22 protein-coding genes are annotated in these 20,272 nt (G+C 45.4%); 20 read left to right on the top strand and 2 right to left on the bottom strand.

What is annotated here, in order from left to right; translation table 11 throughout:
* The first annotated feature begins 7 nt into the window (after positions 1–7).
* The gene (gene secF / locus DRW07_RS12755) at positions 8–949 is read left to right on the top strand and encodes a protein translocase subunit SecF (RefSeq protein WP_124028317.1); all 942 of its coding nucleotides are present in this window, start codon (positions 8–10) and stop codon (positions 947–949) included.
* Between the two features lie 46 nt (positions 950–995).
* Here the strand turns inward: secF and DRW07_RS12750 are convergent, their stop codons facing one another.
* Positions 996–1,658 carry a tellurite resistance TerB family protein gene (locus DRW07_RS12750; protein WP_240630623.1) on the bottom strand — a complete coding sequence of 221 codons (663 nt, stop codon included), beginning with the start codon at positions 1,656–1,658 and terminating at the stop codon, positions 996–998.
* Between the two features lie 110 nt (positions 1,659–1,768).
* On the opposite strand from DRW07_RS12750, the gene ppk2 reads away from it, so the two are divergent.
* The 10 genes from ppk2 (at position 1,769) to DRW07_RS12700 (ending at position 10,874) form a co-directional block, all read left to right on the top strand.
* Positions 1,769–2,719, top strand: coding sequence for a polyphosphate kinase 2 (gene ppk2 / locus DRW07_RS12745; protein ID WP_124028316.1), 951 nt, complete (start codon positions 1,769–1,771; stop codon positions 2,717–2,719).
* Between the two features lie 88 nt (positions 2,720–2,807).
* A complete protein-coding gene (gene glf / locus DRW07_RS12740; protein ID WP_124028315.1) occupies positions 2,808–3,935 on the top strand; it encodes a UDP-galactopyranose mutase in 1,128 nt (375 codons plus the stop codon).
* Positions 3,936–3,971: 36 nt separating this feature from the next.
* On the top strand, positions 3,972–4,739 hold the full coding sequence (locus tag DRW07_RS12735; RefSeq protein WP_124028314.1) for a glycosyltransferase family 25 protein: 768 nt from the start codon (positions 3,972–3,974) through the stop codon (positions 4,737–4,739).
* A gap of 160 nt (positions 4,740–4,899) precedes the next feature.
* On the top strand, positions 4,900–5,631 hold the full coding sequence (locus DRW07_RS12730) for a LamG domain-containing protein (RefSeq protein ID WP_124028313.1): 732 nt from the start codon (positions 4,900–4,902) through the stop codon (positions 5,629–5,631).
* A 233-nt stretch (positions 5,632–5,864) separates the two neighbouring features.
* Entirely contained in the window at positions 5,865–6,692 is an 828-nt protein-coding gene (locus DRW07_RS12725; protein WP_124028312.1) for a MipA/OmpV family protein, read from the top strand.
* On the top strand, positions 6,680–7,117 hold the full coding sequence (locus DRW07_RS12720; RefSeq protein WP_124028311.1) for a DUF3019 domain-containing protein: 438 nt from the start codon (positions 6,680–6,682) through the stop codon (positions 7,115–7,117). The genes DRW07_RS12725 and DRW07_RS12720 overlap by 13 nt, the downstream gene beginning before the upstream one ends.
* A gap of 111 nt (positions 7,118–7,228) precedes the next feature.
* Positions 7,229–7,936, top strand: a complete 708-nt coding sequence (locus DRW07_RS12715; RefSeq protein WP_124028310.1) for an LPS-assembly protein LptD — start codon at positions 7,229–7,231, stop codon at positions 7,934–7,936.
* Between the two features lie 18 nt (positions 7,937–7,954).
* Positions 7,955–8,692, top strand: a complete 738-nt coding sequence (locus DRW07_RS12710) for a response regulator (protein ID WP_124028309.1) — start codon at positions 7,955–7,957, stop codon at positions 8,690–8,692.
* Between the two features lie 3 nt (positions 8,693–8,695).
* A complete protein-coding gene (locus tag DRW07_RS12705) occupies positions 8,696–10,036 on the top strand; it encodes an ATP-binding protein (RefSeq protein ID WP_124028308.1) in 1,341 nt (446 codons plus the stop codon).
* Between the two features lie 64 nt (positions 10,037–10,100).
* Positions 10,101–10,874 carry a peptidylprolyl isomerase gene (locus DRW07_RS12700; protein WP_124028307.1) on the top strand — a complete coding sequence of 258 codons (774 nt, stop codon included), beginning with the start codon at positions 10,101–10,103 and terminating at the stop codon, positions 10,872–10,874.
* Here the strand turns inward: DRW07_RS12700 and suhB are convergent.
* Complete coding sequence (gene suhB / locus DRW07_RS12695) at positions 10,860–11,639, bottom strand: inositol-1-monophosphatase (RefSeq protein ID WP_124028737.1); 780 nt, start codon at positions 11,637–11,639, stop codon at positions 10,860–10,862. The genes DRW07_RS12700 and suhB overlap by 15 nt on opposite strands.
* A 151-nt stretch (positions 11,640–11,790) precedes the next feature.
* Here suhB and trmJ point away from each other — a divergent pair, with 151 nt between their 5' ends.
* The 9 genes from trmJ to DRW07_RS12650 all read left to right on the top strand — a co-directional run bounded on the left by trmJ (position 11,791) and on the right by DRW07_RS12650 (position 20,269).
* Positions 11,791–12,525 carry a tRNA (cytosine(32)/uridine(32)-2'-O)-methyltransferase TrmJ gene (gene trmJ, locus DRW07_RS12690; RefSeq protein WP_124028306.1) on the top strand — a complete coding sequence of 245 codons (735 nt, stop codon included), beginning with the start codon at positions 11,791–11,793 and terminating at the stop codon, positions 12,523–12,525.
* Positions 12,518–13,339 carry a serine O-acetyltransferase gene (cysE, locus tag DRW07_RS12685; RefSeq protein WP_124028305.1) on the top strand — a complete coding sequence of 274 codons (822 nt, stop codon included), beginning with the start codon at positions 12,518–12,520 and terminating at the stop codon, positions 13,337–13,339. Before trmJ ends, cysE begins: the two co-directional genes overlap by 8 nt.
* A gap of 113 nt (positions 13,340–13,452) precedes the next feature.
* Positions 13,453–13,929 carry a Fe-S cluster assembly transcriptional regulator IscR gene (gene iscR / locus DRW07_RS12680; RefSeq protein WP_124028304.1) on the top strand — a complete coding sequence of 159 codons (477 nt, stop codon included), beginning with the start codon at positions 13,453–13,455 and terminating at the stop codon, positions 13,927–13,929.
* A 21-nt stretch (positions 13,930–13,950) separates the two neighbouring features.
* A complete protein-coding gene (locus DRW07_RS12675; RefSeq protein WP_124028303.1) occupies positions 13,951–15,102 on the top strand; it encodes an IscS subfamily cysteine desulfurase in 1,152 nt (383 codons plus the stop codon).
* A gap of 131 nt (positions 15,103–15,233) precedes the next feature.
* Positions 15,234–16,670: a Fe-S cluster assembly protein SufB gene (gene sufB / locus DRW07_RS12670; protein ID WP_124028302.1), complete on the top strand. Its 1,437-nt coding sequence runs from the start codon at positions 15,234–15,236 to the stop codon at positions 16,668–16,670.
* Between the two features lie 2 nt (positions 16,671–16,672).
* The gene (gene sufC / locus DRW07_RS12665; RefSeq protein ID WP_124028301.1) at positions 16,673–17,428 is read left to right on the top strand and encodes a Fe-S cluster assembly ATPase SufC; all 756 of its coding nucleotides are present in this window, start codon (positions 16,673–16,675) and stop codon (positions 17,426–17,428) included.
* Complete coding sequence (sufD, locus tag DRW07_RS12660; RefSeq protein WP_124028300.1) at positions 17,425–18,687, top strand: Fe-S cluster assembly protein SufD; 1,263 nt, start codon at positions 17,425–17,427, stop codon at positions 18,685–18,687. Before sufC ends, sufD begins: the two co-directional genes overlap by 4 nt.
* Positions 18,684–19,901, top strand: a complete 1,218-nt coding sequence (locus DRW07_RS12655) for an aminotransferase class V-fold PLP-dependent enzyme (RefSeq protein ID WP_124028299.1) — start codon at positions 18,684–18,686, stop codon at positions 19,899–19,901. Before sufD ends, DRW07_RS12655 begins: the two co-directional genes overlap by 4 nt.
* Before the next feature lie 11 nt (positions 19,902–19,912).
* Positions 19,913–20,269, top strand: a complete 357-nt coding sequence (locus DRW07_RS12650) for a HesB/IscA family protein (protein ID WP_124028298.1) — start codon at positions 19,913–19,915, stop codon at positions 20,267–20,269.
* Positions 20,270–20,272 lie beyond the last annotated feature (3 nt).

Genomic DNA, 20,272 nt, shown 5'->3' with positions numbered 1-20,272 from the left:
TACAGACATGCAACTATTGAAATTAACCTCTACTGTCGGCTTTATGAAATTGCGCATGCCCGCAATGATAGTGTCGACATTGCTTATTTTAGCTTCTTTGGCTTCACTGGCAGTAAACAAGCTCAATTGGGGGCTGGACTTTACCGGTGGGACCCTGATTGAAGTGGGCTATGAAGAAGCTGCCAACCTAGAGTCTATTCGGTCATTACTTACCCAAGCGAATTTTGGCGATGCTATTGTGCAAAATTTTGGTAGTAGCCAAGATGTTTTGATTCGTATCGCGCCCAGAGAAGGGGTGAAAGCCGTTGATATTGGTGATCAGGTTATCGCTGCGCTGCGATCTGACGGTACTGCGGTTGATATGCGCAGAATTGAGTTTGTCGGGCCCAATGTGGGTGATGAACTTACAGAGCAAGGCGGGCTGGCTATGCTGGTAGCCCTGATCTGTATTCTGATATACGTGGCGATGAGATTTGAGTGGCGATTTGCATTGGGGTCAGTTGCCGCTCTAGTCCATGACGTGATACTCACACTCGGCCTGTTTTCAATTTTACAGCTAGAGTTTGACCTAACGGTACTTGCAGCAGTGTTAGCGGTAATTGGATACTCACTGAACGACACCATTGTGGTTTCAGACCGCATCCGTGAAAACTTCAGGAAGATGCGCAAAGGTGAGCCGATTGATATTATTAACGAGTCGCTTACACAAACTATGAATAGAACGATCATAACGTCTTTAACCACTATTCTAGTGCTATTGGCATTGTTTTTTAAAGGCGGTGCTTTGATCCACGGGTTTGCTACAGCGCTATTGTTTGGTGTGATTATTGGTACTTATTCGTCCATTTACATTGCTAGCTCTGTCGCCTTGTCGCTGGGGATCAGTAAGGAAGACTTGATGCCACCAGAGGTTGAAAAAGAAGGTGAAGATTTAGAACCCCTTCCGTAACCAAGGCTTCTACTAAAAAACCCGCTTAAGCAAGCGGGTTTTTTGTTTACATCGTCTCTTGGTGTATTGCTTCTCTGAGTGCGGTGGGAATAAATAATTTATCAGCCAGTTGAGCAAGATACTGCTTTGACGCCAACTGGTTAGTGTCAATAGCCAGTACTGACGCAGTGTAGACCTCGATAGCCGTTTCTGAATCGGGTGTGGCAGTCACGAGAGCGTCCAACGATAATGGATTTCGAAGCTCATCAAATAATGATGCTTTCTCTTCTACCGACAGGGTCATTTCTTCTACATGGGCAAAAATACGTGACTGTTCCTGTGGATCAAGGTGTCCATCGGCATATGCTGCCGTGATCATTGCGCGCATAATAAGCAGTTGCCCGTTATCACTTTGGTTGTCTTCTGCAATCTGTTCGAAGCGTTGCGCGGGTATGCTTTCTGGCACATAGTTAAAACGAGAATGTTGAGGCGATTGAGCGCCTTTCGCGGTGCTATATTGCTGATAGGCTTTCCATGCTAACCCTCCCACTGCCGCGAGGGCACCCACTTTAAGCGCAGTTTTACCTGCCTTTTTAGACTTTTTGCCCATTACCATATTGGTTAATGAGCCACCTACTGCGCCTCCTGCCATGCCGCTAAGGAATCCACTTTTACTGAGTCCAGATAACATTTTATTAAGGTCTTTCATTTTATTCTTCTTCCTAGCCATGAATTGTCCATATCATCCATACTGACATGAATAATCAGGGGTTCAAACAGTCTGATCCAGATCAACCCATCCTCTTTTTCGAAGAGTAGACTATAAATAGGGGGAAAGATATGACCAACAACAAGCCTATACAGCAGATTAAGCCAATACAACATTCAGACTCTGGTATCCAAAGTGCAACCGCGAAGACGCCTAGCTTGGCCGAGCGAAGACACAGTGAACAGTATATCAATGAAGCATTTCGCTCAGGTGAATACCCCTATAAAAGAAAAGTCACGCGGCAGTTTTATGAGCAGCATAAGCATGAACTTCAAGTCGAGCTATTAAAGCTTCAAAAGTGGGTAAAGGAAACCGGGCAGCGTGTAGTCATATTGTTTGAAGGGCGTGATGCCGCAGGGAAGGGCGGAACTATCAAACGTTTCATGGAGCACCTCAACCCTCGTGGAGCCAGGGTAGTCGCACTAGAAAAGCCCACAGATGAAGAAAAAGGGCAGTGGTATTTCCAGCGGTATATAAAGCATTTGCCCACGAAAGGCGAGATCGTATTATTTGACCGATCATGGTACAACCGTGCCGGTGTTGAGCGAGTCATGGGATTTTGTGAACCCAATGAATATTTAGAGTTTATGCGACAAGTCCCTGAACTTGAACGCATGCTGGTTAGGAGTGGAATACGCTTATTTAAGTTTTGGTTTTCTGTGACACAAGACGAGCAAACCCGACGCTTTAAAAAGCGAGAACTTGACCCTCTCAAACAATGGAAGCTAAGTCCTATCGATAAGCTGGCGCAAAGTAAATGGGATGACTATACCGAGGCAAAAGAAGCCATGTTTTTCTATTCAGACACCGCCGATGCACCTTGGGTTGTGGTCAAGTCGAATGATAAAAAGCGAGCAAGACTTAACTGTATGCAGCACTTTTTGCATTCGCTTCCTTATCCCAATAAGAACCTGCATATAGCCAAAGCGCCTGATCCTCTCATTGTTGGGCAGGCCTCCACTGTTATTGAACGGGACGAACACATACTGGGTAAATCACTACATCCAGAACAATCCAGATAGCTTTTACTATATTTCTCTTCAAGTAGGTTGCACATTACGACGTAAGATAAGGTATATTCAACCCTAATAAGTTGAAGGTATATTTCTTATGGCTGATTTTCAGTATGACTATCTCATTGTTGGTGCAGGCCTATTTGGTGCAGTATTTGCTCGCCAAGCTTTGGATATGGGCAAACGGGTGATAGTTGTAGATAAAAGAAAGCATACCGGCGGCAATATCTTTTGTGAAAACATTGAAGGAATAAATGTCCACAAGTATGGTGCGCATATTTTTCATACGAGCAACAAGGACGTTTGGGAATACGTAAATCAGTTCGTATCTTTCAACAGATACGTAAATTCCCCAATAGCAAACTTTCGCGGGAAACTGTACAACCTGCCTTTCAACATGAACACTTTCTATCAGCTTTGGGGGGTCAGAACACCTGAAGAAGCGAAAAGAAAGATAGCTGAAGAACGGGCGCCTTATAATGATTTAGAGCCATCTAACCTTGAAGAGCAGGCTTTGTTTTTAGGTGGGAAAACCTTGTATGAAACCTTAATAAAAGGTTATACAGAAAAGCAATGGGGGCGCCCTGCAACACAAATTCCGTCTTTTATTATCAAAAGATTGCCTTTCAGGTTCACGTTTGACAACAATTACTTCAATGATTTTTATCAGGGTATACCTATAGGTGGGTACAATGTTCTAACGGATGCTTTATTAAAAGATATTGAGGTTAACGTAGGTGTCAATTACTTTGCCAACAAAAGCCATTTAGATGGTCTTGCAGAAAAAGTGCTTTATACTGGAAAAATAGATGAATTCTTCAATTTCGAGTACGGGAAATTGGAATATCGCAGCTTGCACTTTGAAACTGAAATTTTGGATTTAGAAAATTTTCAGGGAAACGCGGTAGTAAACTATACAGCAAGAGAAGTACCGTATACGCGAATTTTAGAGCATAAACATTTTGAGTTTGGTAATCAGAAAAAAACGGTGATAACCAAAGAATATCCACATGAATACAGCAAAGATAATGAACCCTACTATCCCATTAATGATGCTCCAAACCAGGCATTATTATCCCTTTATCAGTCTTTAGCTGATTCAGAGCCATATGCGAGCAAATATCTGTTCGGTGGAAGGTTAGCAGACTATAAATATTACGATATGGATGACACTATAGAAGCTGCTTTAGCGTTGAGTCGACGAGAGTTAGTTACGAGCAAGTGAACACAACGATAGCAACAGATAAAAAGAATAATTTACATGCAACCACCCATTTACCTGATCAATTTGGATAAAAGTCCAGACCGGCTGCAAACCTGTTCACAGCGACTGGCTGAGCATAGCCTTTCCTTTATCCGGGTCCCAGGTGTGCTTGGTGCAGCCTTGTCGCAACAGGAAATTGCCGCGCATTACTCCTCAGAGCTCAATCAGCAAAATTATCACAGGCCTTTGAGTTCAGGTGAAATTGGTTGCTACTTAAGCCACCGAAAAGCGTGGGAGAAAATTGCACATGGTAAAGCCCCCTACGCAATTGTGCTCGAAGACGATATCAAAATAGTGGGATCTCTGGCTGACACTGTTCAGGCTCTGGACAACATATCGTTTGAGTGGGACGTAATTAAGCTGGCTGCCTACAGAAATAGAACTCGACGCGTTGTGTTTCGTCACTCTCTAGTTGAAGGAATTGAACTAGTCTTGCACAACAAGCCAATGAGCGGAGGAGCCGCCACAGCTATCAGTAAATTCGCTGCCAAAAAGCTACTCACAGCCACAGAGCAGTTTGGTCGGCCTGTTGACGTCGATATTCAGTGCTGCTGGGAGACGGGGACGAATGTACTGTCTCTATTGCCATACCCATTTGCACAAGATTTGAGCTATGAAAGCACTATCAAAACAACACCTGCAAAAATGAAAAGTCATTTCTTTCAAAGAAAGAAAAACCAGTTAATGGATGGGCTAAAAAACAAAAAGTTCACGTCGGATTATCTTACTTCATTGCGAGCTGCAATTAGTAAATCTGGCGGTTAAACTAATATTGAAGCGTTGTTGTGTTTGGCTTAGTAGGTATGTCAGATTATTTTACACGACATCTGACCAGTTGTTAAAAAACCATAAAAAACAACAGCTTTTAATTTGGCATGCTGCTTGCTTTCTCTCTGGTGGTAGTAGTTAAAACCAGGAATGTAGTATGAAAAAGTTTATTTCAATTCTTGCCCTCACAGCAGTGATGTGTGCATCTCAAGCTTCTGCGGCATTGATAGCAGAATATAATTTCGATGATAGTCAGGCCAACAATTCTGTTGATGCGGCTTATGATTTGGCAGTGCAGGGTAGTGCTCCAGACCTGTCAACAGGGGCTTTCTATTCTGATGGTAACGCGTCTAATAGGTTGGAAGTTGCCGGTCCAGGTGGAATGAGCGACTGGACAGTGTCTCTATGGGTTTACACTGAAACTCAAATGCAAGGCACCTTCAAAGGTATATTCAGTAATTTTGATAGCCCTAACACAGCCTATTCATGGCAGATAGACAGTCATGACGGTGACTACCGTTTGTTATCAAAACAAAATTCAAACAACGCTTTAGCGCTTGGGCAAGCTAAGTTGTATCAATGGCAACATATAGTGGTACAAAAGTTTGGTGGCAACAATGCGAGACTATACCTTGATGGAAGTCTGGTAGGTACAACTGGTTTTAACCCAGGTGGTTTGCAAAACTTCCGTGTGGGTACTAATAGAAACACGAACTCAGCATTCGCAGGGTTTATCGACAATATCCAAATATGGAACGACAGCCAGGTCAATGCGAATGCAGTTTTCCAAAAAGGCGTGGGTTTTACTACTGTATCTGCACCGCACGCAGTGGCGCTATTGGTGCTTGGATTTGCTGGGCTTGTGTTATCTCGCAAGAGAATGAATTAGTAATTCCCAAAATTTTTTATTTATCTCAAAACCCAAGTATTTTACTTGGGTTTTTTTGTGTCTTGAATTGTGACTCAAGTTTGCATAGCGTTGCTTTAGAACGCCAGTGAACTGAGCTGAAATACGCGGTTTGTAGCCTCAGAATGTAAAAAAGTGTATCAATTTCTGTCATTTACTGACACAGCGATGAAGCATTTGTACACTTAGTCAATGTTATAATACTGTGAGCCGTAATGCCTTTGAGATACAAGCGCCTTGGGCACGTCATTCTACTGCTATTGTTGTCTACCTCAAGCTCAGCAAGCTTTGCACGTTGCGAGAGTAACTGTGATAACTCCGAAGTAACTTGGCAGTTTGATGTGGGACTTGCCATTTCCTACAGAGCCGGAATAGTAGACAGTTTAGAATATGAAGAAGGCCAAAGCAGTCTGTCGTTGCTGTTGGCTGGTGGCGTGTATTACGAAGATTTCTTTCTTGAATCTTCACCGCTGTCACAACATCCGTTTACCATTGGCTATACTCTCGCATCGTCAAATGATTACAGTATTAATCTCGTTATGGAATCGTGGTTTTCTGAGATTAATCCAGAAGACGCTGTAGATGACTCTCTTGAAGGTCTAACTGTAAGAGAAGGCTCACTTGAGGTAGGGCTAGAATATACACGTGCATTTACCAAATACGATTTAAGGGTACGGTTGTTACACGACGCATTGTCACGTCATAAAGGTAGCATCGCAACGATAGAATTGGCGCGCCCTTTATTCTTTAAGTCGACGTTAGTGATACCTTCAATAGGCGCTACCTTCATTAGTTCACCAGCAACCCAATACTACTATGGCGTATCAACTGCTGAGGCAAAGCCTGGACGACTGGCATATAGTCCAAATGATGCTGTTGTGACATCCGCGCGCATATATATTGAGAGACCCATGAGTAAAAGCTGGTCACTGGTTGGTTATGGGGGCTATGCAGTACTAAGTTCTGCTATTGCCAATAGTCCTATTGTTAGTCCCAGAAGTGACACCTACTACGGGGGAGTGGGGGTGCTATGGACATTCTGAACAGGAAGTTCGGAATACTGGGTTTTGGCATTGCGTGCTTAGTCATTACTTTACAAGCTGTTGCCATGCAAAAACAGCATAAAACAGGTGCACAAAACGTTGCATCTTTGCTGGCAAGCCCAGGCGTGTGTGAGATCCCCGATGATGCGGTGAGTTGTGAAATGTCAGTGAGCTTTATCTGGGAAATGCCTCAGGTAGAAAGCGTGTGTCTGTGGGATAGTTATCACGCTAAACCCCTACAATGTTGGCATGATGCTATGACGTCAACCTGGCAGATTACGTTTCGTGGAGGTCAAGACCGGGAGTTTTTTCTCAAGTCACATTCTTCTGATGAAGTTTACGCCCGCACCAGCATTAAAGTGATGGGGGCCATTGAGCAACGGCTAAGAGCCAGACGGCGCCAAGGCTTCTGGCGTATATTCTGACAGATTTTGACATCTACCGGACAACTTTTCACACAATGCAGACAGATTGATATTGGCGTTGGTTGTACCTTTTGTTGCGTAAATTCAAATCACTCAACAAGGAATACAGTCATGAAAAAAATACTATTTATCGCGATAACAACCGCGCTTATTTCTCCATCATTATTGGCGCAACAAATCAGTCCGCAAAATGAGATTTTGCGCCCACTGACTAACAAAGCGGGAGAGATTCAGATAGGCGGCGGAATTGGTTATTTAGATGGTGACAGAGACGGTAAGTGGACAGCTGGTTTACATGCAAGCTATGGCTTCACTGACAATTTAACCTTAGGTGCAGAGGGATTGACTTATCGCTTTATAGAGAGAGCTGATTCCGCTACTGGTTTTGAAGCGGCTATAAGCGGCGGTTTGCGCGGTTACTATGAGCAAGGCCCGAATGAAGCCTTGGCATATGGCACAGATATAACGGGGAAATATGTTTTCTCACCCGATCTAGCTGTGTTTTTCGGTGCAGGCTATGTGTTTTGGAACGAAAAGAACCAAGATAACCGTAAAGAAATTAACTACACGTTGGGTGTACAGAAAAACATAATTAAAAATGCTACGATTTCATTGGGCTATACCTACAGAGATCTTGGGTCTAATTTTGCCCAGAATAATGCTAATGCCTATCATGCTCGGTTTAACTACAGCTTGAATAAAAATTGGGATCTCGGCTTGATTGCCAGCTACACAGATTTCGATGCAGAACAAAACGGGTTTGATACAGAGGATTTCGCTCGCAGAGGTGCGGGCGTATATGCTTCATATCGGTTTTAATAAATAAGGACAAGAGAAATGGCGTCAGTAGACAAAACTGAAGGACACCTGTTTTTGGTAGAGGACGACCCATCGCTGGCTGCACTAGTGACAGAATACTTTGAAATGCAAGGTTTTAAAGTATCTGTCGAGTCGAGAGGCGACACGGCTCTGGCGCGCATTCTCACTGAAAATGTCGATTTAGTGATACTGGATCTCATGCTTCCAGGGAAGAACGGATTAGATGTTTGTCGGGAACTCAGATCAGAATCAAAAGATATTCCCGTCGTCATGCTAACGGCGCGTACGGATGACATTGACCAAATCGTGGGGTTAGAAGTAGGAGCAGACGACTACATATGCAAGCCTGTTCAACCTAGACTTTTGCTCGCGAGGGTTAATGCGCTGTTAAGGCGTGCGCACTCGACAGAGAGTGCTAATACCAATGATGGGGCTAAACCAGAAAGCCAAACCCGCCAGTTCGGTTCATTGTTTATCGACATGCGAAAACAACAGGTGGTGCTTAACAACAATGAGGTTGAGATGACGACTAATGAAATGGCACTCTTGTGGCAGTTTGCGCAGAATGCCGATACCGTGTTAAGTCGTGATGCGTTGTTGAATCAACTACGTGGCTTTGGCTACGACGGACTGGACCGCACCGTGGATATGCTTGTGTCTAGGCTTAGAAAGAAGTTGGGTGATTCAGCAGAAAAGCCAGAACGTATTAAAACAGTATGGAAAAAAGGCTATTTGTTTGTAGCGGATGCCTGGTAACGCATGCGTAGCTTGTTTTTTCGGCTCTACCTGTTTTTAATTCTAACCTTTGTTGGTCTTGGGTGGAGTCTGGACAGGCTCTATGATGCCAATATTCAGCAGAGTAACTTAACGACAGACTTAGATCTTCATCAAGGCACTTTGTTTTTGCTTAATCGCGAGTTAGGTCGGCTCCCACCTCAGCAACAGCGTATCCATTTGCAGGCGCTAGAGGCCTCATTTGGTTACCCAATCAAGATGCTTCCATTTCCTTTGCCCACCGAGTCAGATATTCCCGTAGCCAATCTTGAACAAGAGCAAATGACCTACCTCGCCAGAGGAGGCATTGTTACTCTGTTTGACGATACACTCGGCACGAGTTTTTTCTTACAGAAATTGAATCAACAGGATGATGTGCTGGTACTCGGTCCTATTTTCAACGATTCATCTGAAATCACAGAAATAGGGCTCACCAGTGTCTTTTTGGTTGGCTTAGCACTGAGTGTTTTTATTTGGGTGTGGCCCATTTCTAGAGGCATAATGCGCCTGTCAAGCACAGCTGATGAATTTGGTGCTGGCAACCTTGGCATTCGGCTCCCCGAAAACCTCAGTGGCCCCCTTAATGGTTTAGCGTCTCATTTTAATGCGATGGCGGCAAGAATCGAGAAGCTAATCCAGTCGCATAAATCTTTATCTCATGCGGTATCTCATGAACTGAGAACGCCCATCGCAAGGATCAGATTTGCGCTTGAAATGGTCAGAGAAGCAAAAGATAAAGCAACCCAGGATAGGTTGCTTAATACTATGGATAAAAATATTGAAGAGCTAGACGGCTTGGTAGAAGAGTTGCTCATCTATGCACGCTTTGACAGAGAAGAGCCCCAGCTTAATTACTCACACGTGCCTGTTATCCCTTTGATTTCTGAGGTCATAGCACCTTATCAGCAGCAGTATCGAGATGTGTTTTTTAGTCAAAGAGTGGAAACTGGCGAGGGAGTCATCGAGCCGAATACGCTCTATTGTGATAACGCGGCTATTGCCAGAGTCATCGATAATCTTGTTAGAAATGCGGTTAGGTATGCTAAAAGCCATATTGAAATAGCAGTAAAACAAACAGAAAAAGGAAAATTGTTTATCTCCGTGAATGACGATGGTGACGGCATACCTGAGCATGAGAGAGCGAATTTATTTTCGCCTTTCGTAAGGCTTGATGACAGCAGAGATCGCAATTCTGGTGGTATAGGGCTAGGACTGGCTATCGTAAAACGCTATGTAGACTTGCACAAAGGGCGTGTCTACATTGATACCTCACCCATTGGTGGTGCAAGTTTTATCCTGGAATTTGATTCGTCGATTACAAATTGAAAACGCTTGCATTTGGACTTTTCGATAAACTCCTTCGCATCTTAACTGCTACAGGAAATTCGAAATGAAAAGCAAGCTTGAAAATGTTGGCTTGGCGCTTCTAGCATTGTTTGTATCTGCCCAGATAAATGCGACAGAAGTGCAGATTAGAACTAATTTAGGAAATTTTAATGTCAACCTTTTTGATACCCGCACTCCCGTCACGGTAGACAATTTTCTAGCATATGCGAATGCTGGGGCATACGCACAGACCATAGTCCATCGCTCCGAGCCAGGTTTTGTTATACAGTCTGGTGGGTTTGTTTTTTCAGACACGGCAGGATTCGAAGAAATTCCAACGGGCAATGCCATTGCCAACGAACCTGAACTGTCCAATGTCCGAGGAACCATTGCTATGGCGAAGCTTCCATCGGATGAAAACAGTGCCACGAGCCAGTGGTTTATAAACCTTGATGACAACAGTGCCAACCTCGATGTGCAAAATGGTGGATTTACTGTTTTTGGTCAAGTAATCGGTGAGGGGATGGATGTTGTCGATGCGATTGCGTCTCTACCGCGATTTTCAACCGGGAGTTTTTCTGCATTACCATTACGTGACTATACGGCATCTGATGCGTCAAATAACGTCACTATCACGCGTGAGAATATGGTGATTATTGAAGACATCGTTATTGTAAATGATGCGCAAGTGACTAACCCAGACATTACCCCAGTTGCCAATACGCGCATTGATCAATTGCCTACCACTCCAGATACGGGGTCTTCAGGAGGAGCCGTTTGGTATCTGTTGGCTCCTCTTTTCATGCTGGCTGTTCGCCGTGCTCTAAAGCGTCTTTAAATGCTTAAGCAGCCCCTGAATCACTTTGGGGCTGCCAGCAACAATTTCTCCGCTGTATAGCGGGTCATTGTTGCCTTTAAAATCCGTAGCGATGGCACCGGATTCACGCACCAATAGTTCACCTGCCGCGATATCCCAAGGTTTAATGCCCCTTTCCCAGTAACCGTCAAAACGCCCTGATGCGACATAGGCAAGATCTAAGGCCGCGCTGCCTGTTCGGCGAATATCCCCAGATTCTGCAAAAATTTTGCAAAACGCATCGTTAAATGTAGGAAATTGCTCGCGATGTTTAAAAGGAAAACCCGTGCACAAGACTGTACCGCCTAGGTCTTTAGGTTTTGTTGCGCGGATGCGATAGCCATTCAGTTGTGCACCTGTACCTCTGCCAGCGGTAAACAACTCGCTGCGAACAGGGTCAAACACAAGTGCTTGCTCTAAGCGTCCCTTGTGCAAAAGTGCAATAGAGACACAAAAGTGAGGAATGCCTTTGATAAAATTGGTTGTACCATCAAGTGGGTCAATCACCCAGGTAAATTCAGCATTTTCGCCGGTATTACCGGTTTCTTCGCCCAAGAAGGCGTGATCAGGATAAGACTGCTGGATTTTGTGGATGATAGCTTGCTCGGCTTCTCGGTCTACCTGCGTGACAAAGTCGTTGGCGCCTTTTTGCTCTAAACGCAAGTCATCACGGTTTTCGTAACCGCGCATAATGATATTACCCGCCACGCGTGCAGCGCGCACGGCAATGTTTAGCATTGGATGCATCGTCTTACCCCAATTGTAAAAGATCAAAGAACGCAGATGAGTATAGCCTAAAAGCAGCACCTGCTGAAAATTCGCGCGGATAGTAGCAGAGACGTCAAGTTTATCCAAGTGTGATACACTAAATTCCTGCTTTTTATTTATCAGTTGTATCATGTTGGAAAACATCAAAATTGTACTTGTTAACACCTCACACACGGGGAATATAGGCTCTACGGCCAGAGCAATGAAAACAATGGGCTTGAGTCACCTTGTCTTGGTCGACCCAGTCAGCCCTCCGGATGGCAAATCCAGTGCCCTTGCCGCTGGAGCGGGTGATGTGCTGGCAAACGCAACTACGGTGGCCACTCTGCAGGAGGCCGTATCCGATTGTGGCCTGGTTGTTGGCACGTCTGCGCGTTCACGCACCCATTCTTGGCCTATGCTCGAACCGCGGGAGTGCGGTGTAAAGTTGATCAACGAAGTGAATAATTACCCCGTTGCCTTGGTATTTGGCAGGGAAAACAATGGCCTTACCAATGAAGAACTTCAGCAGTGTCATTTTCATGTATGTATTCCTGCTAATCCTGATTATAGCTCACTGAATTTGGCGGCTGCAGTTCAGACATTGTGCTATGAAATACGTATGGCTCATCTTCAGACGACAACCGGTGCAGGTGTAGACGCAGAAGTCTCTGAATACCCGCTCAATGAGGATCTTGAACGTTTTTATGTGCATCTTGAAGACACGTTGACCCAGACAGGTTTTATTGTGCCCAATCATCCAGGTATGGTGATGACAAAACTGCGGCGGCTATTCAACCGTGCTAGACCTGAAGCGCAAGAACTCAATATTTTAAGAGGTATATTGTCATCAATTGATAAAAAGGTGCCCAAAGTCGATGATTGAACGCATTAAAGAAGACATCAAAAGTGTTTTTCATCGCGACCCGGCGGCCCGAACTACTTTTGAAGTATTAACAAATTATCCAGGTTTACATGCATTATGGCTGCACAGAGTGGCTCATAAATTGTGGAGAAATAACCTGAAGTGGCTAGCAAGAACACTTTCGACATTAGGGCGCTGGCTCACCGGTGTAGAGATTCATCCCGGCGCAACCCTAGGACGCAGAGTATTTATTGATCACGGGATGGGGGTGGTGATTGGTGAAACCGCAGAAGTAGGCGACGATGTCACACTGTATCACGGCGTAACGCTAGGAGGCACAAGCTGGAATGCGGGAAAGCGCCATCCTACACTGGGTGATAATGTGGTAATTGGTGCCGGTGCAAAAGTATTAGGCCCCATCACTATTGGCAAAAATGCGAAAGTGGGATCGAACTCTGTTGTGGTAAAAGACGTGCCAGCCAATGCCACTGCCGTAGGCATCCCAGGACGTATTATTCCTGCCGGTGACGCAACGAAAGAGGATAAAAATTCTGCAAGAGAACACATTGCAGAAAAATTTGGATTTGACGCTTACGCCGTGTCACCCGACAACCCTGATCCTGTGGCTAATGCTATGGGGGTAATGCTTGAGCATATGCACCTCATGGACAGTAAAGTCGAAGAGATGTGTAAAGTTATCCAGTCAATGGGTGGTGAAGTCTGTTCCAAAGATCTCAATGCACTAACGCTCGACGATTTTGCTGAGACTGGGATTTCCCCTGTTGTTCCTGTTTCCAAGAAAGCACAACAAGAAGCATTCGATCCCAAAATTTAGTGGTGTCGTGGGAGCGATGTTGTATGTCAACGAGCAACACCGACCATGATGGGTAATACTTGACTGTTTTACTCAGGTTTGTAGAATAGCCTCATCAAATAGTAGAGGTTTCTATGAAGCTGACTTCAAAAGGGCGTTACGCCGTCACCGCAATGCTCGATGTAGCGTTACACGGACAAAAAGCGCCAGTTTCCCTTGCCGATATTTCGGAACGTCAGGAAATCTCACTTTCCTATCTGGAGCAGCTGTTTTCAAGGCTTCGTCGTGAACAGCTCGTTGAAAGCGTTAGAGGTCCAGGGGGAGGATATCGCTTAGGGCGAGCTGCGCACGATATTGCCGTTGGCGAAGTCATTCGCGCTGTCGATGAATCCGTTGATGCGACACGATGCCAAGGGCAATCTGATTGTCAGGGTGGCGAGCGTTGTTTGACCCATAGCCTTTGGGAAGACCTGAGCGACAGGATTAGTCTGTTTCTCAATGGTATTACGTTGGGCGAACTAATGGATAAGCGCGATGTGCAGGCCGTTGCCGGGCGACAAGATAAACACGCTTCTCGCAAACGCGATATAGAAATCAGCCTTCAACTGTAAACCCGATATTGTAAGCGTCTTATGCACCCGACTATCTATCTAGATTACGCATCAACTACGCCTGTTGACCCTGCAGTAGCCAAAGTCATGATGGATTGCCTGACACTTGATGGCAATTTTGCTAACCCAGCTTCACGTTCTCACAGACCTGGCTGGATGGCAGAAGAAGCGGTAGATATCGCTCGCCATCAAATAGCGGACGCGGTAAACGCAGACGCTAGAGAAATCATTTTTACTTCGGGTGCAACTGAATCTAATAATCTCGCTATAAAGGGCGCGGTTGACGCAATCGCTCAGGAAAACAAACACATCATCACAGTGGCAACTGAACACAAAGCCATTATAGATGTATTTGAGTATTTGACGACGAAAGGCGTTGAGGTAACCTACCTAAAACCCGCAAAAGACGGCTTAGTATCTGTATCTCAGTTGGAAGAGGCTATTAGACCTCACACAGTGCTGGTTAGCATAATGCACGTTAACAATGAGACTGGCGTAATTCAGGACATTGAACGTCTTGGGGCCGTTTGTCGGGACCATAATATCTTATTTCACTGCGATGCAGCTCAAAGCACTGGCAAGTGTGACATAGATTTAAGTACCATGCCGGTTGACCTTATGTCGTTTTCTGCCCACAAGACCTATGGGCCCAAAGGTATTGGAGCCCTATTTATCCGGCGTAAACCAAAGGTGCAGATTATTGCGCAAATGCATGGTGGTGCCCATGAGAGAGGGTTTCGTTCAGGTACGTTACCCACCCATCAAATTGTTGGCATGGGTAAAGCCTTTGAGATAGCGGCACAAGAAAGACTCCATGAGCAGGCGCGTATCGGACAGCTTCGTGATACTTTATGGGAAAGCGTTCGGCATTTGCCGGATATCAGGCTCAATGGTCATGCGTCTCGTCGCGTTGCTAACACCCTCAATATCAGTTTTGGTCAGCTCGATAGTCAGCAATTAATGCCTGCGCTTATGCCATTAGCCGTGTCGTCTGGCTCAGCATGCACCTCAGCGACTATGACACCTTCGCATGTGTTGACAGCGATGGGTGTGGACCAGGTTCATGCTCACAGTGCCATTAGAATTTCACTTGGCCGCTTTAGCACCAACGAAGAAGTCGATTTTGCTGCAAACCATATTGTTGATGTCGTTAGCAAACTAACTGCGCTTTAGATGCGTAAAACTAGGTTGTTTTTCTGTTTTACGGGATAGCGAAGAATACTTGAGTAAAATACTCAGGAAATATACAATACGCGGCATTCGGGCAATATGCTCCACAAACTTACTACTTATAGGCTCCCATCATGACTGAACAAATCGAACAGGCATTGTCGAGACAGTATGAAGCGGGTTTCGTCTCTGAGATCGAGTCTGAAACATTCGAGGCTGGGCTAAACGAAGACATTATCCGTCGCTTGTCAGCAATGAAGAACGAACCTGAATGGATGCTGGAATGGCGTCTAAAGGCATACCGTACATGGCTTGAAATGGATGATCCGGATTGGGCCCACTTGGATTATCCGCCAATCGATTACCAAGCGGTATCTTATTACTCCGCTCCCAAGAGCATGAAAGATAAACCCAAGTCGCTCGACGAGGTTGATCCGGAACTGTTGCGTACTTACGAAAAGCTGGGTATCCCTCTTCACGAACAGGAAATGTTGGCAGGGGTTGCGGTTGATGCGGTGTTTGATTCGGTTTCAGTGGTGACAACCTTTCGCGAAAAGTTAGAAGAAGCCGGTGTTATTTTTTGCCCAATTTCAGAAGCGGTTCACAAGTATCCAGAATTGGTTAAAAAGTACCTTGGTTCTGTGGTTCCGCGCAGCGACAATTATTTTGCTGCGCTTAACAGTGCTGTATTCACTGATGGATCGTTTGTTTACATACCAAAAGGTGTGCGTTGTCCGATGGAGCTTTCTACCTATTTCAGGATCAACGAGCAAAATACAGGGCAATTTGAACGGACGCTTATTGTTGCGGATGAAGGTAGTTATGTGAGCTATCTAGAAGGGTGTACGGCACCCCAGCGCGATGAGAACCAGTTACATGCTGCGGTGGTAGAGCTGGTGGCGCTGGACGATGCAAAGATCAAATACTCTACCGTTCAGAACTGGTACCCCGGCGACGAGCAAGGGCGCGGTGGCATTTATAACTTCGTGACTAAACGCGGTATTTGCCATACCAATGCAAAAATTTCTTGGACACAAGTTGAAACCGGTTCTGCCATTACATGGAAATACCCAAGCTGTGTGTTGAAAGGCGACAACTCTGTTGGCGAGTTTTATTCAGTTGCGTTGACACGCGGACGCCAACAGGCAGATACGGGGACCAAGATGATCCACTTGGGTAAAAACACGCGGTCTACCATTATTTCAAAAGGTATTTCTGCGCGAGACAGCAACAATGCTTATCGCGGCTTGGTGCAGATGGGTCCAAAGGCCGACGGTGCTCGAAACTTTACACAATGTGACTCTCTGCTCATTGGAGACCAATGCGGTGCACATACTTTCCCGTATATAGAAAGCCGGAACCCAAGTGCTATCGTGGAACATGAAGCAACCACATCCAAAGTGAGTGATGAACAAATGTTCCTATGCCAGCAACGTGGGCTTGATCCGGAAAAAGCGGTTTCTATGATTGTGAATGGTTTCTGCAAAGAAGTATTTAAAGAATTACCAATGGAATTTGCTGTTGAAGCCGGCAAGTTGCTTGAAATCAGCCTAGAAGGCTCAGTGGGGTAAACATGTTATCTATCAAAAACTTAACGGCTAGCGTCGAAGAAAAAACCATCCTCAAGGGCCTAAACCTAGAGGTTAAGCCTGGCGAAGTGCATGCGATCATGGGGCCCAATGGTGCCGGCAAAAGTACACTGGGCTACGTGCTATCAGGGCGCGAAGGCTATGAAGTTGAAAGTGGTGGCGCCGAGCTAAATGGCAAAGACTTATTAGATATGGATATTGAAGAGCGTGCCCGAGAAGGTCTGTTTTTGGCTTTCCAGTACCCTGTTGAAATTCCGGGCGTAAGCAATATGGAATTCATGAAAGAGTCGGTCAATGCTATTCGTGAACAGCGTGGAGAAGAGCCTTTATCCGCCGCTGAGTTTCTGAAGAAAGCTAAAGAGGCATGCAAACAAGTTCACCTACCGCTGGACTTTCTAAAACGTGGCGTCAATGAGGGCTTTTCCGGTGGAGAGAAAAAGCGTAATGAAATTATGCAAATGATTTTATTGCAGCCCACATTGTGTATCCTGGACGAATCTGATTCTGGTTTAGATATAGATGCCTTACAAGTAGTCGCAGAAGGCGTGAACAGCCAGCGTAGTGAAGACAGAAGCTTTATTGTAGTGACCCACTATCAGCGTTTACTTGACTATATTAAACCCGACTTTGTGCATATCTTAGCCGACGGCAAAATTGTTAAAAGCGGCGATGCATCGTTGGCTTTAGAAGTTGAAAGTGAAGGCTATGCATTCCTTAATAAGGTGGAGGCTACGGCATGAGCCAGTGGCTAGATCAAGTCATCGAACAAGCTGCTAATTTGCCTGCGGAAGGTTGGTTAGCGCAGCAGCGGCACATGTCGTTAGCAAAACTGAAAAATCGTCGTTGGCCATCTAGAAAGACCGAAGCATGGCGTTACACCTCGCTTTCACCTATCGAGAAAAGACAGCCATTGACCGAAACAAGTGATACTGCGACCGTTGCTGTACCTAACATCAATGGTCTTGATTGCATTGATTTGGTGTTCAGTCAGGGGCAGCTTGTCAGCGAGCTTTCTTCAGTTTGCTTGCCAGAAGGTGTACGTGTGTTCTCTTTAAATAGCGCCGACGCAAGAGAATTAGCCGACGGGCGATTTACTGCTATTAAACCAGAGCGTCATCTATTTGGCCTGATAAACGATAGTCTGATAGAGGCGGGGGTGGTTATTCACATTGCCGAAGGGGTTAAAGTTAAACAGCCTATTCGCATTGTGAATGTAACCTCAGGCCATGCTGACAATCATTCGCGCTTGCTGGTAAGTGTTGCTCAAAGAGCCAGTGCTGTGATCATCGAACACGGTGAAGGTGTTGACGATAGTATGAATACAGCATTTTCCGAATTTGATATCGCTGCTGAAGCATCGCTTGAACATTACCGTTTTGCCCTCTTTACTGACAGTGCCCTGCATGCCGGTGGAAGTCATTTTAGATTGGCAGATTCTTCCTATCTAAATAGCACGATATTGGGTTTTGGCAGCAAATTGTCCCGGCTTGACGTGGATGTAGAATACACAGGCGAAAACGCCAATGCGGATATCAACGCCATGTATTTGTTGGCCGAAGGCGAAAATTTCGATTTCCAATCCTGCATAGAGCATGCAGTACCTCACTGCACCACTGATGAAAAAGTCAGAGGCATTGTCGGAGATAAGGCAAAAGCAAACTTTAATGGGCGTATTCACATTCATCGCCACGCTCAGAAAACACTGGCTGAGCTGAATAATCGCAACCTTCTTCTGTCTCGAGGTGGACAGATCAACACCAAGCCAGAACTGGAAATCTATGCTGATGATGTAAAGTGTGCTCATGGCGCTACAATTGCAGAAATTGAAGAGCGGGCGCTTTATTATCTTTTGAGCCGAGGAATTTCGCGCTCACAAGCATTGATTATGCTTAACTTTGGTTTTATTCAAGAGCTCATTAATGAAATCAACAATGAGGCGATTCGCGAGTGGATGACAGAGCTACTTCGCACTCGCTTTGCGCGCATGGAGGTCAAATGACCTTTGACGTAAACGCGCTGCGTGCCGAGTTCCCAATTTTGTCGAGAAAAATTGACGGAAAGCCTCTGGTCTATCTAGACAGCGCTGCATCGACTCAAAAGCCTCAAGCGGTAATTGACGCAATTACTTCGTTCTATACAGAATGCAATGCAAATGTGCACAGAGGTGCACACGCTTTATCTGACGAGGCCACACGCCGTTATGAAAAAGCAAGGGATAGCGTTTCGAAGTTTGTTAACGCAAATAGAAGGGAAGAGGTTATTTGGACATCGGGCACTACCGAATCCATAAACTTAGTCGCGAATGGTCTTGCTCAACGACTTGATCCCAATGATGAAGTGGTGGTCACTGAGATGGAACACCATGCAAATTTGGTCACCTGGCAGCAGGCGTGCGAAAAAGCGGGAGCGACACTAAAAATTGCCAAAATCAATGATGCGGGTGAGTTAGACATAGAGTCATTTAAAGACCAATTGTCAGAAAGAACGCGTTTAGTGGCCTTTCCTCACGTTTCCAATGCTCTCGGGACAGTCAATCCAATCGTTGAATTAACTCAAATTGCAAAGTCTACGGGTGCTTGGGTACTCGTTGACGGCGCCCAGGGAATAGCGCACGGCGGAGTAGATGTTCAGGCAATCGGCTGCGACTTTTACGCGTTCTCTGGACACAAGCTGTTTGGCCCTACTGGGATTGGTGTGTTGTGGGGGCGTTTTGATGTTCTCAATGCGTGGCCGGTGTGGCAAACCGGTGGAGAGATGATCAGTGATGTGGAATATTTGTCTGCAACCTGGGGAGCGCTGCCAAATCGACTAGAAGCTGGCACGCCAAATATAGCTGGTGCTATTGGCCTAGGAGCGGCAATTGAATGGTTCTTACAACAAGACATCACCGCGCTGCAACAACATGAAGCGCAACTCATAGCCAGTGCAATGGAGCAAGGAGAAGCATTTGAAGGGATGCGCCTAGTCGGCACGGCAAAAAATAAAATCGGTGTGATGAGCTTCTTATTAGATAATGCTCATCCAGGTGATGTTGGATTTATTTTGGATCGTCAAGGCGTCGCCATTCGAACCGGAGACAACTGTGCTCAGCCTCTGATGAAAAGGTTGGGGATAGGCGGTACTGCCCGCGCCTCTTTTTCTATTTATAACACCCTTGAAGAAGTTGATGCCTTGTTTGCAGCTTTGCGAAAAGCAAAAAGTATGTTGGGCTAATAGGAGACGTTATGACTGTTGAAACTTTTGTTCCAAGCACCGCTTTACTGACACTCACTGATAAAGCGATCAAACATTTTGAAGGCAAACTGAAAAACAGCGCAAATGGCTTAATTCGTCTGTCGACTAAAGTGAGTGGATGTACCGGATATGCTTACGTCTTAGATATTGTTGACCAAGCAAAACCCAGCGATGAACTCATTACGTTTTCCCCCATCTTGACCTTTGCTGTGGCAGACGACGCCAAAGACCTAATCCGCAACACTGAAATCGACTATGTGCATGAAGGTGTGAATGGTGTGATTAAATACAACAACCCCAATGTGGTTGATGAATGCGGCTGTGGTGAAAGTTTCAACGTAGGGTAATAC

It is taken from the genome of Paralteromonas sediminis, from assembly GCF_003820355.1.
GTDB classification, from domain to species: Bacteria; Pseudomonadota; Gammaproteobacteria; order Enterobacterales; family Alteromonadaceae; genus Alteromonas_F; species Alteromonas_F sediminis.
The sequence above is the reverse complement of the archived record's forward strand: the minus strand, read 5'-3'. Positions and strand labels throughout refer to the sequence as shown.

What these genes read in the sequence shown, in the direction of transcription:
- DRW07_RS12750 (WP_240630623.1), bottom strand. Translation starts at nt 1,658, where the DNA reads ATGGCTAGGAAGAAGAATAAAATGAAAGACCTTAATAAAATGTTATCT.
- DRW07_RS12650 (WP_124028298.1), top strand. Translation starts at nt 19,913, where the DNA reads ATGACTGTTGAAACTTTTGTTCCAAGCACCGCTTTACTGACACTCACT.
- ppk2 (WP_124028316.1), top strand. Translation starts at nt 1,769, where the DNA reads ATGACCAACAACAAGCCTATACAGCAGATTAAGCCAATACAACATTCA.
- glf (WP_124028315.1), top strand. Translation starts at nt 2,808, where the DNA reads ATGGCTGATTTTCAGTATGACTATCTCATTGTTGGTGCAGGCCTATTT.
- iscR (WP_124028304.1), top strand. Translation starts at nt 13,453, where the DNA reads ATGAAGCTGACTTCAAAAGGGCGTTACGCCGTCACCGCAATGCTCGAT.
- suhB (WP_124028737.1), bottom strand. Translation starts at nt 11,639, where the DNA reads ATGCATCCAATGCTAAACATTGCCGTGCGCGCTGCACGCGTGGCGGGT.
- cysE (WP_124028305.1), top strand. Translation starts at nt 12,518, where the DNA reads ATGATTGAACGCATTAAAGAAGACATCAAAAGTGTTTTTCATCGCGAC.
- trmJ (WP_124028306.1), top strand. Translation starts at nt 11,791, where the DNA reads ATGTTGGAAAACATCAAAATTGTACTTGTTAACACCTCACACACGGGG.
- secF (WP_124028317.1), top strand. Translation starts at nt 8, where the DNA reads ATGCAACTATTGAAATTAACCTCTACTGTCGGCTTTATGAAATTGCGC.
- sufD (WP_124028300.1), top strand. Translation starts at nt 17,425, where the DNA reads ATGAGCCAGTGGCTAGATCAAGTCATCGAACAAGCTGCTAATTTGCCT.
- DRW07_RS12710 (WP_124028309.1), top strand. Translation starts at nt 7,955, where the DNA reads ATGGCGTCAGTAGACAAAACTGAAGGACACCTGTTTTTGGTAGAGGAC.
- DRW07_RS12720 (WP_124028311.1), top strand. Translation starts at nt 6,680, where the DNA reads ATGGACATTCTGAACAGGAAGTTCGGAATACTGGGTTTTGGCATTGCG.
- DRW07_RS12675 (WP_124028303.1), top strand. Translation starts at nt 13,951, where the DNA reads ATGCACCCGACTATCTATCTAGATTACGCATCAACTACGCCTGTTGAC.
- DRW07_RS12735 (WP_124028314.1), top strand. Translation starts at nt 3,972, where the DNA reads ATGCAACCACCCATTTACCTGATCAATTTGGATAAAAGTCCAGACCGG.
- sufB (WP_124028302.1), top strand. Translation starts at nt 15,234, where the DNA reads ATGACTGAACAAATCGAACAGGCATTGTCGAGACAGTATGAAGCGGGT.
- DRW07_RS12725 (WP_124028312.1), top strand. Translation starts at nt 5,865, where the DNA reads ATGCCTTTGAGATACAAGCGCCTTGGGCACGTCATTCTACTGCTATTG.
- DRW07_RS12715 (WP_124028310.1), top strand. Translation starts at nt 7,229, where the DNA reads ATGAAAAAAATACTATTTATCGCGATAACAACCGCGCTTATTTCTCCA.
- DRW07_RS12700 (WP_124028307.1), top strand. Translation starts at nt 10,101, where the DNA reads ATGAAAAGCAAGCTTGAAAATGTTGGCTTGGCGCTTCTAGCATTGTTT.
- DRW07_RS12730 (WP_124028313.1), top strand. Translation starts at nt 4,900, where the DNA reads ATGAAAAAGTTTATTTCAATTCTTGCCCTCACAGCAGTGATGTGTGCA.
- DRW07_RS12705 (WP_124028308.1), top strand. Translation starts at nt 8,696, where the DNA reads ATGCGTAGCTTGTTTTTTCGGCTCTACCTGTTTTTAATTCTAACCTTT.
- sufC (WP_124028301.1), top strand. Translation starts at nt 16,673, where the DNA reads ATGTTATCTATCAAAAACTTAACGGCTAGCGTCGAAGAAAAAACCATC.
- DRW07_RS12655 (WP_124028299.1), top strand. Translation starts at nt 18,684, where the DNA reads ATGACCTTTGACGTAAACGCGCTGCGTGCCGAGTTCCCAATTTTGTCG.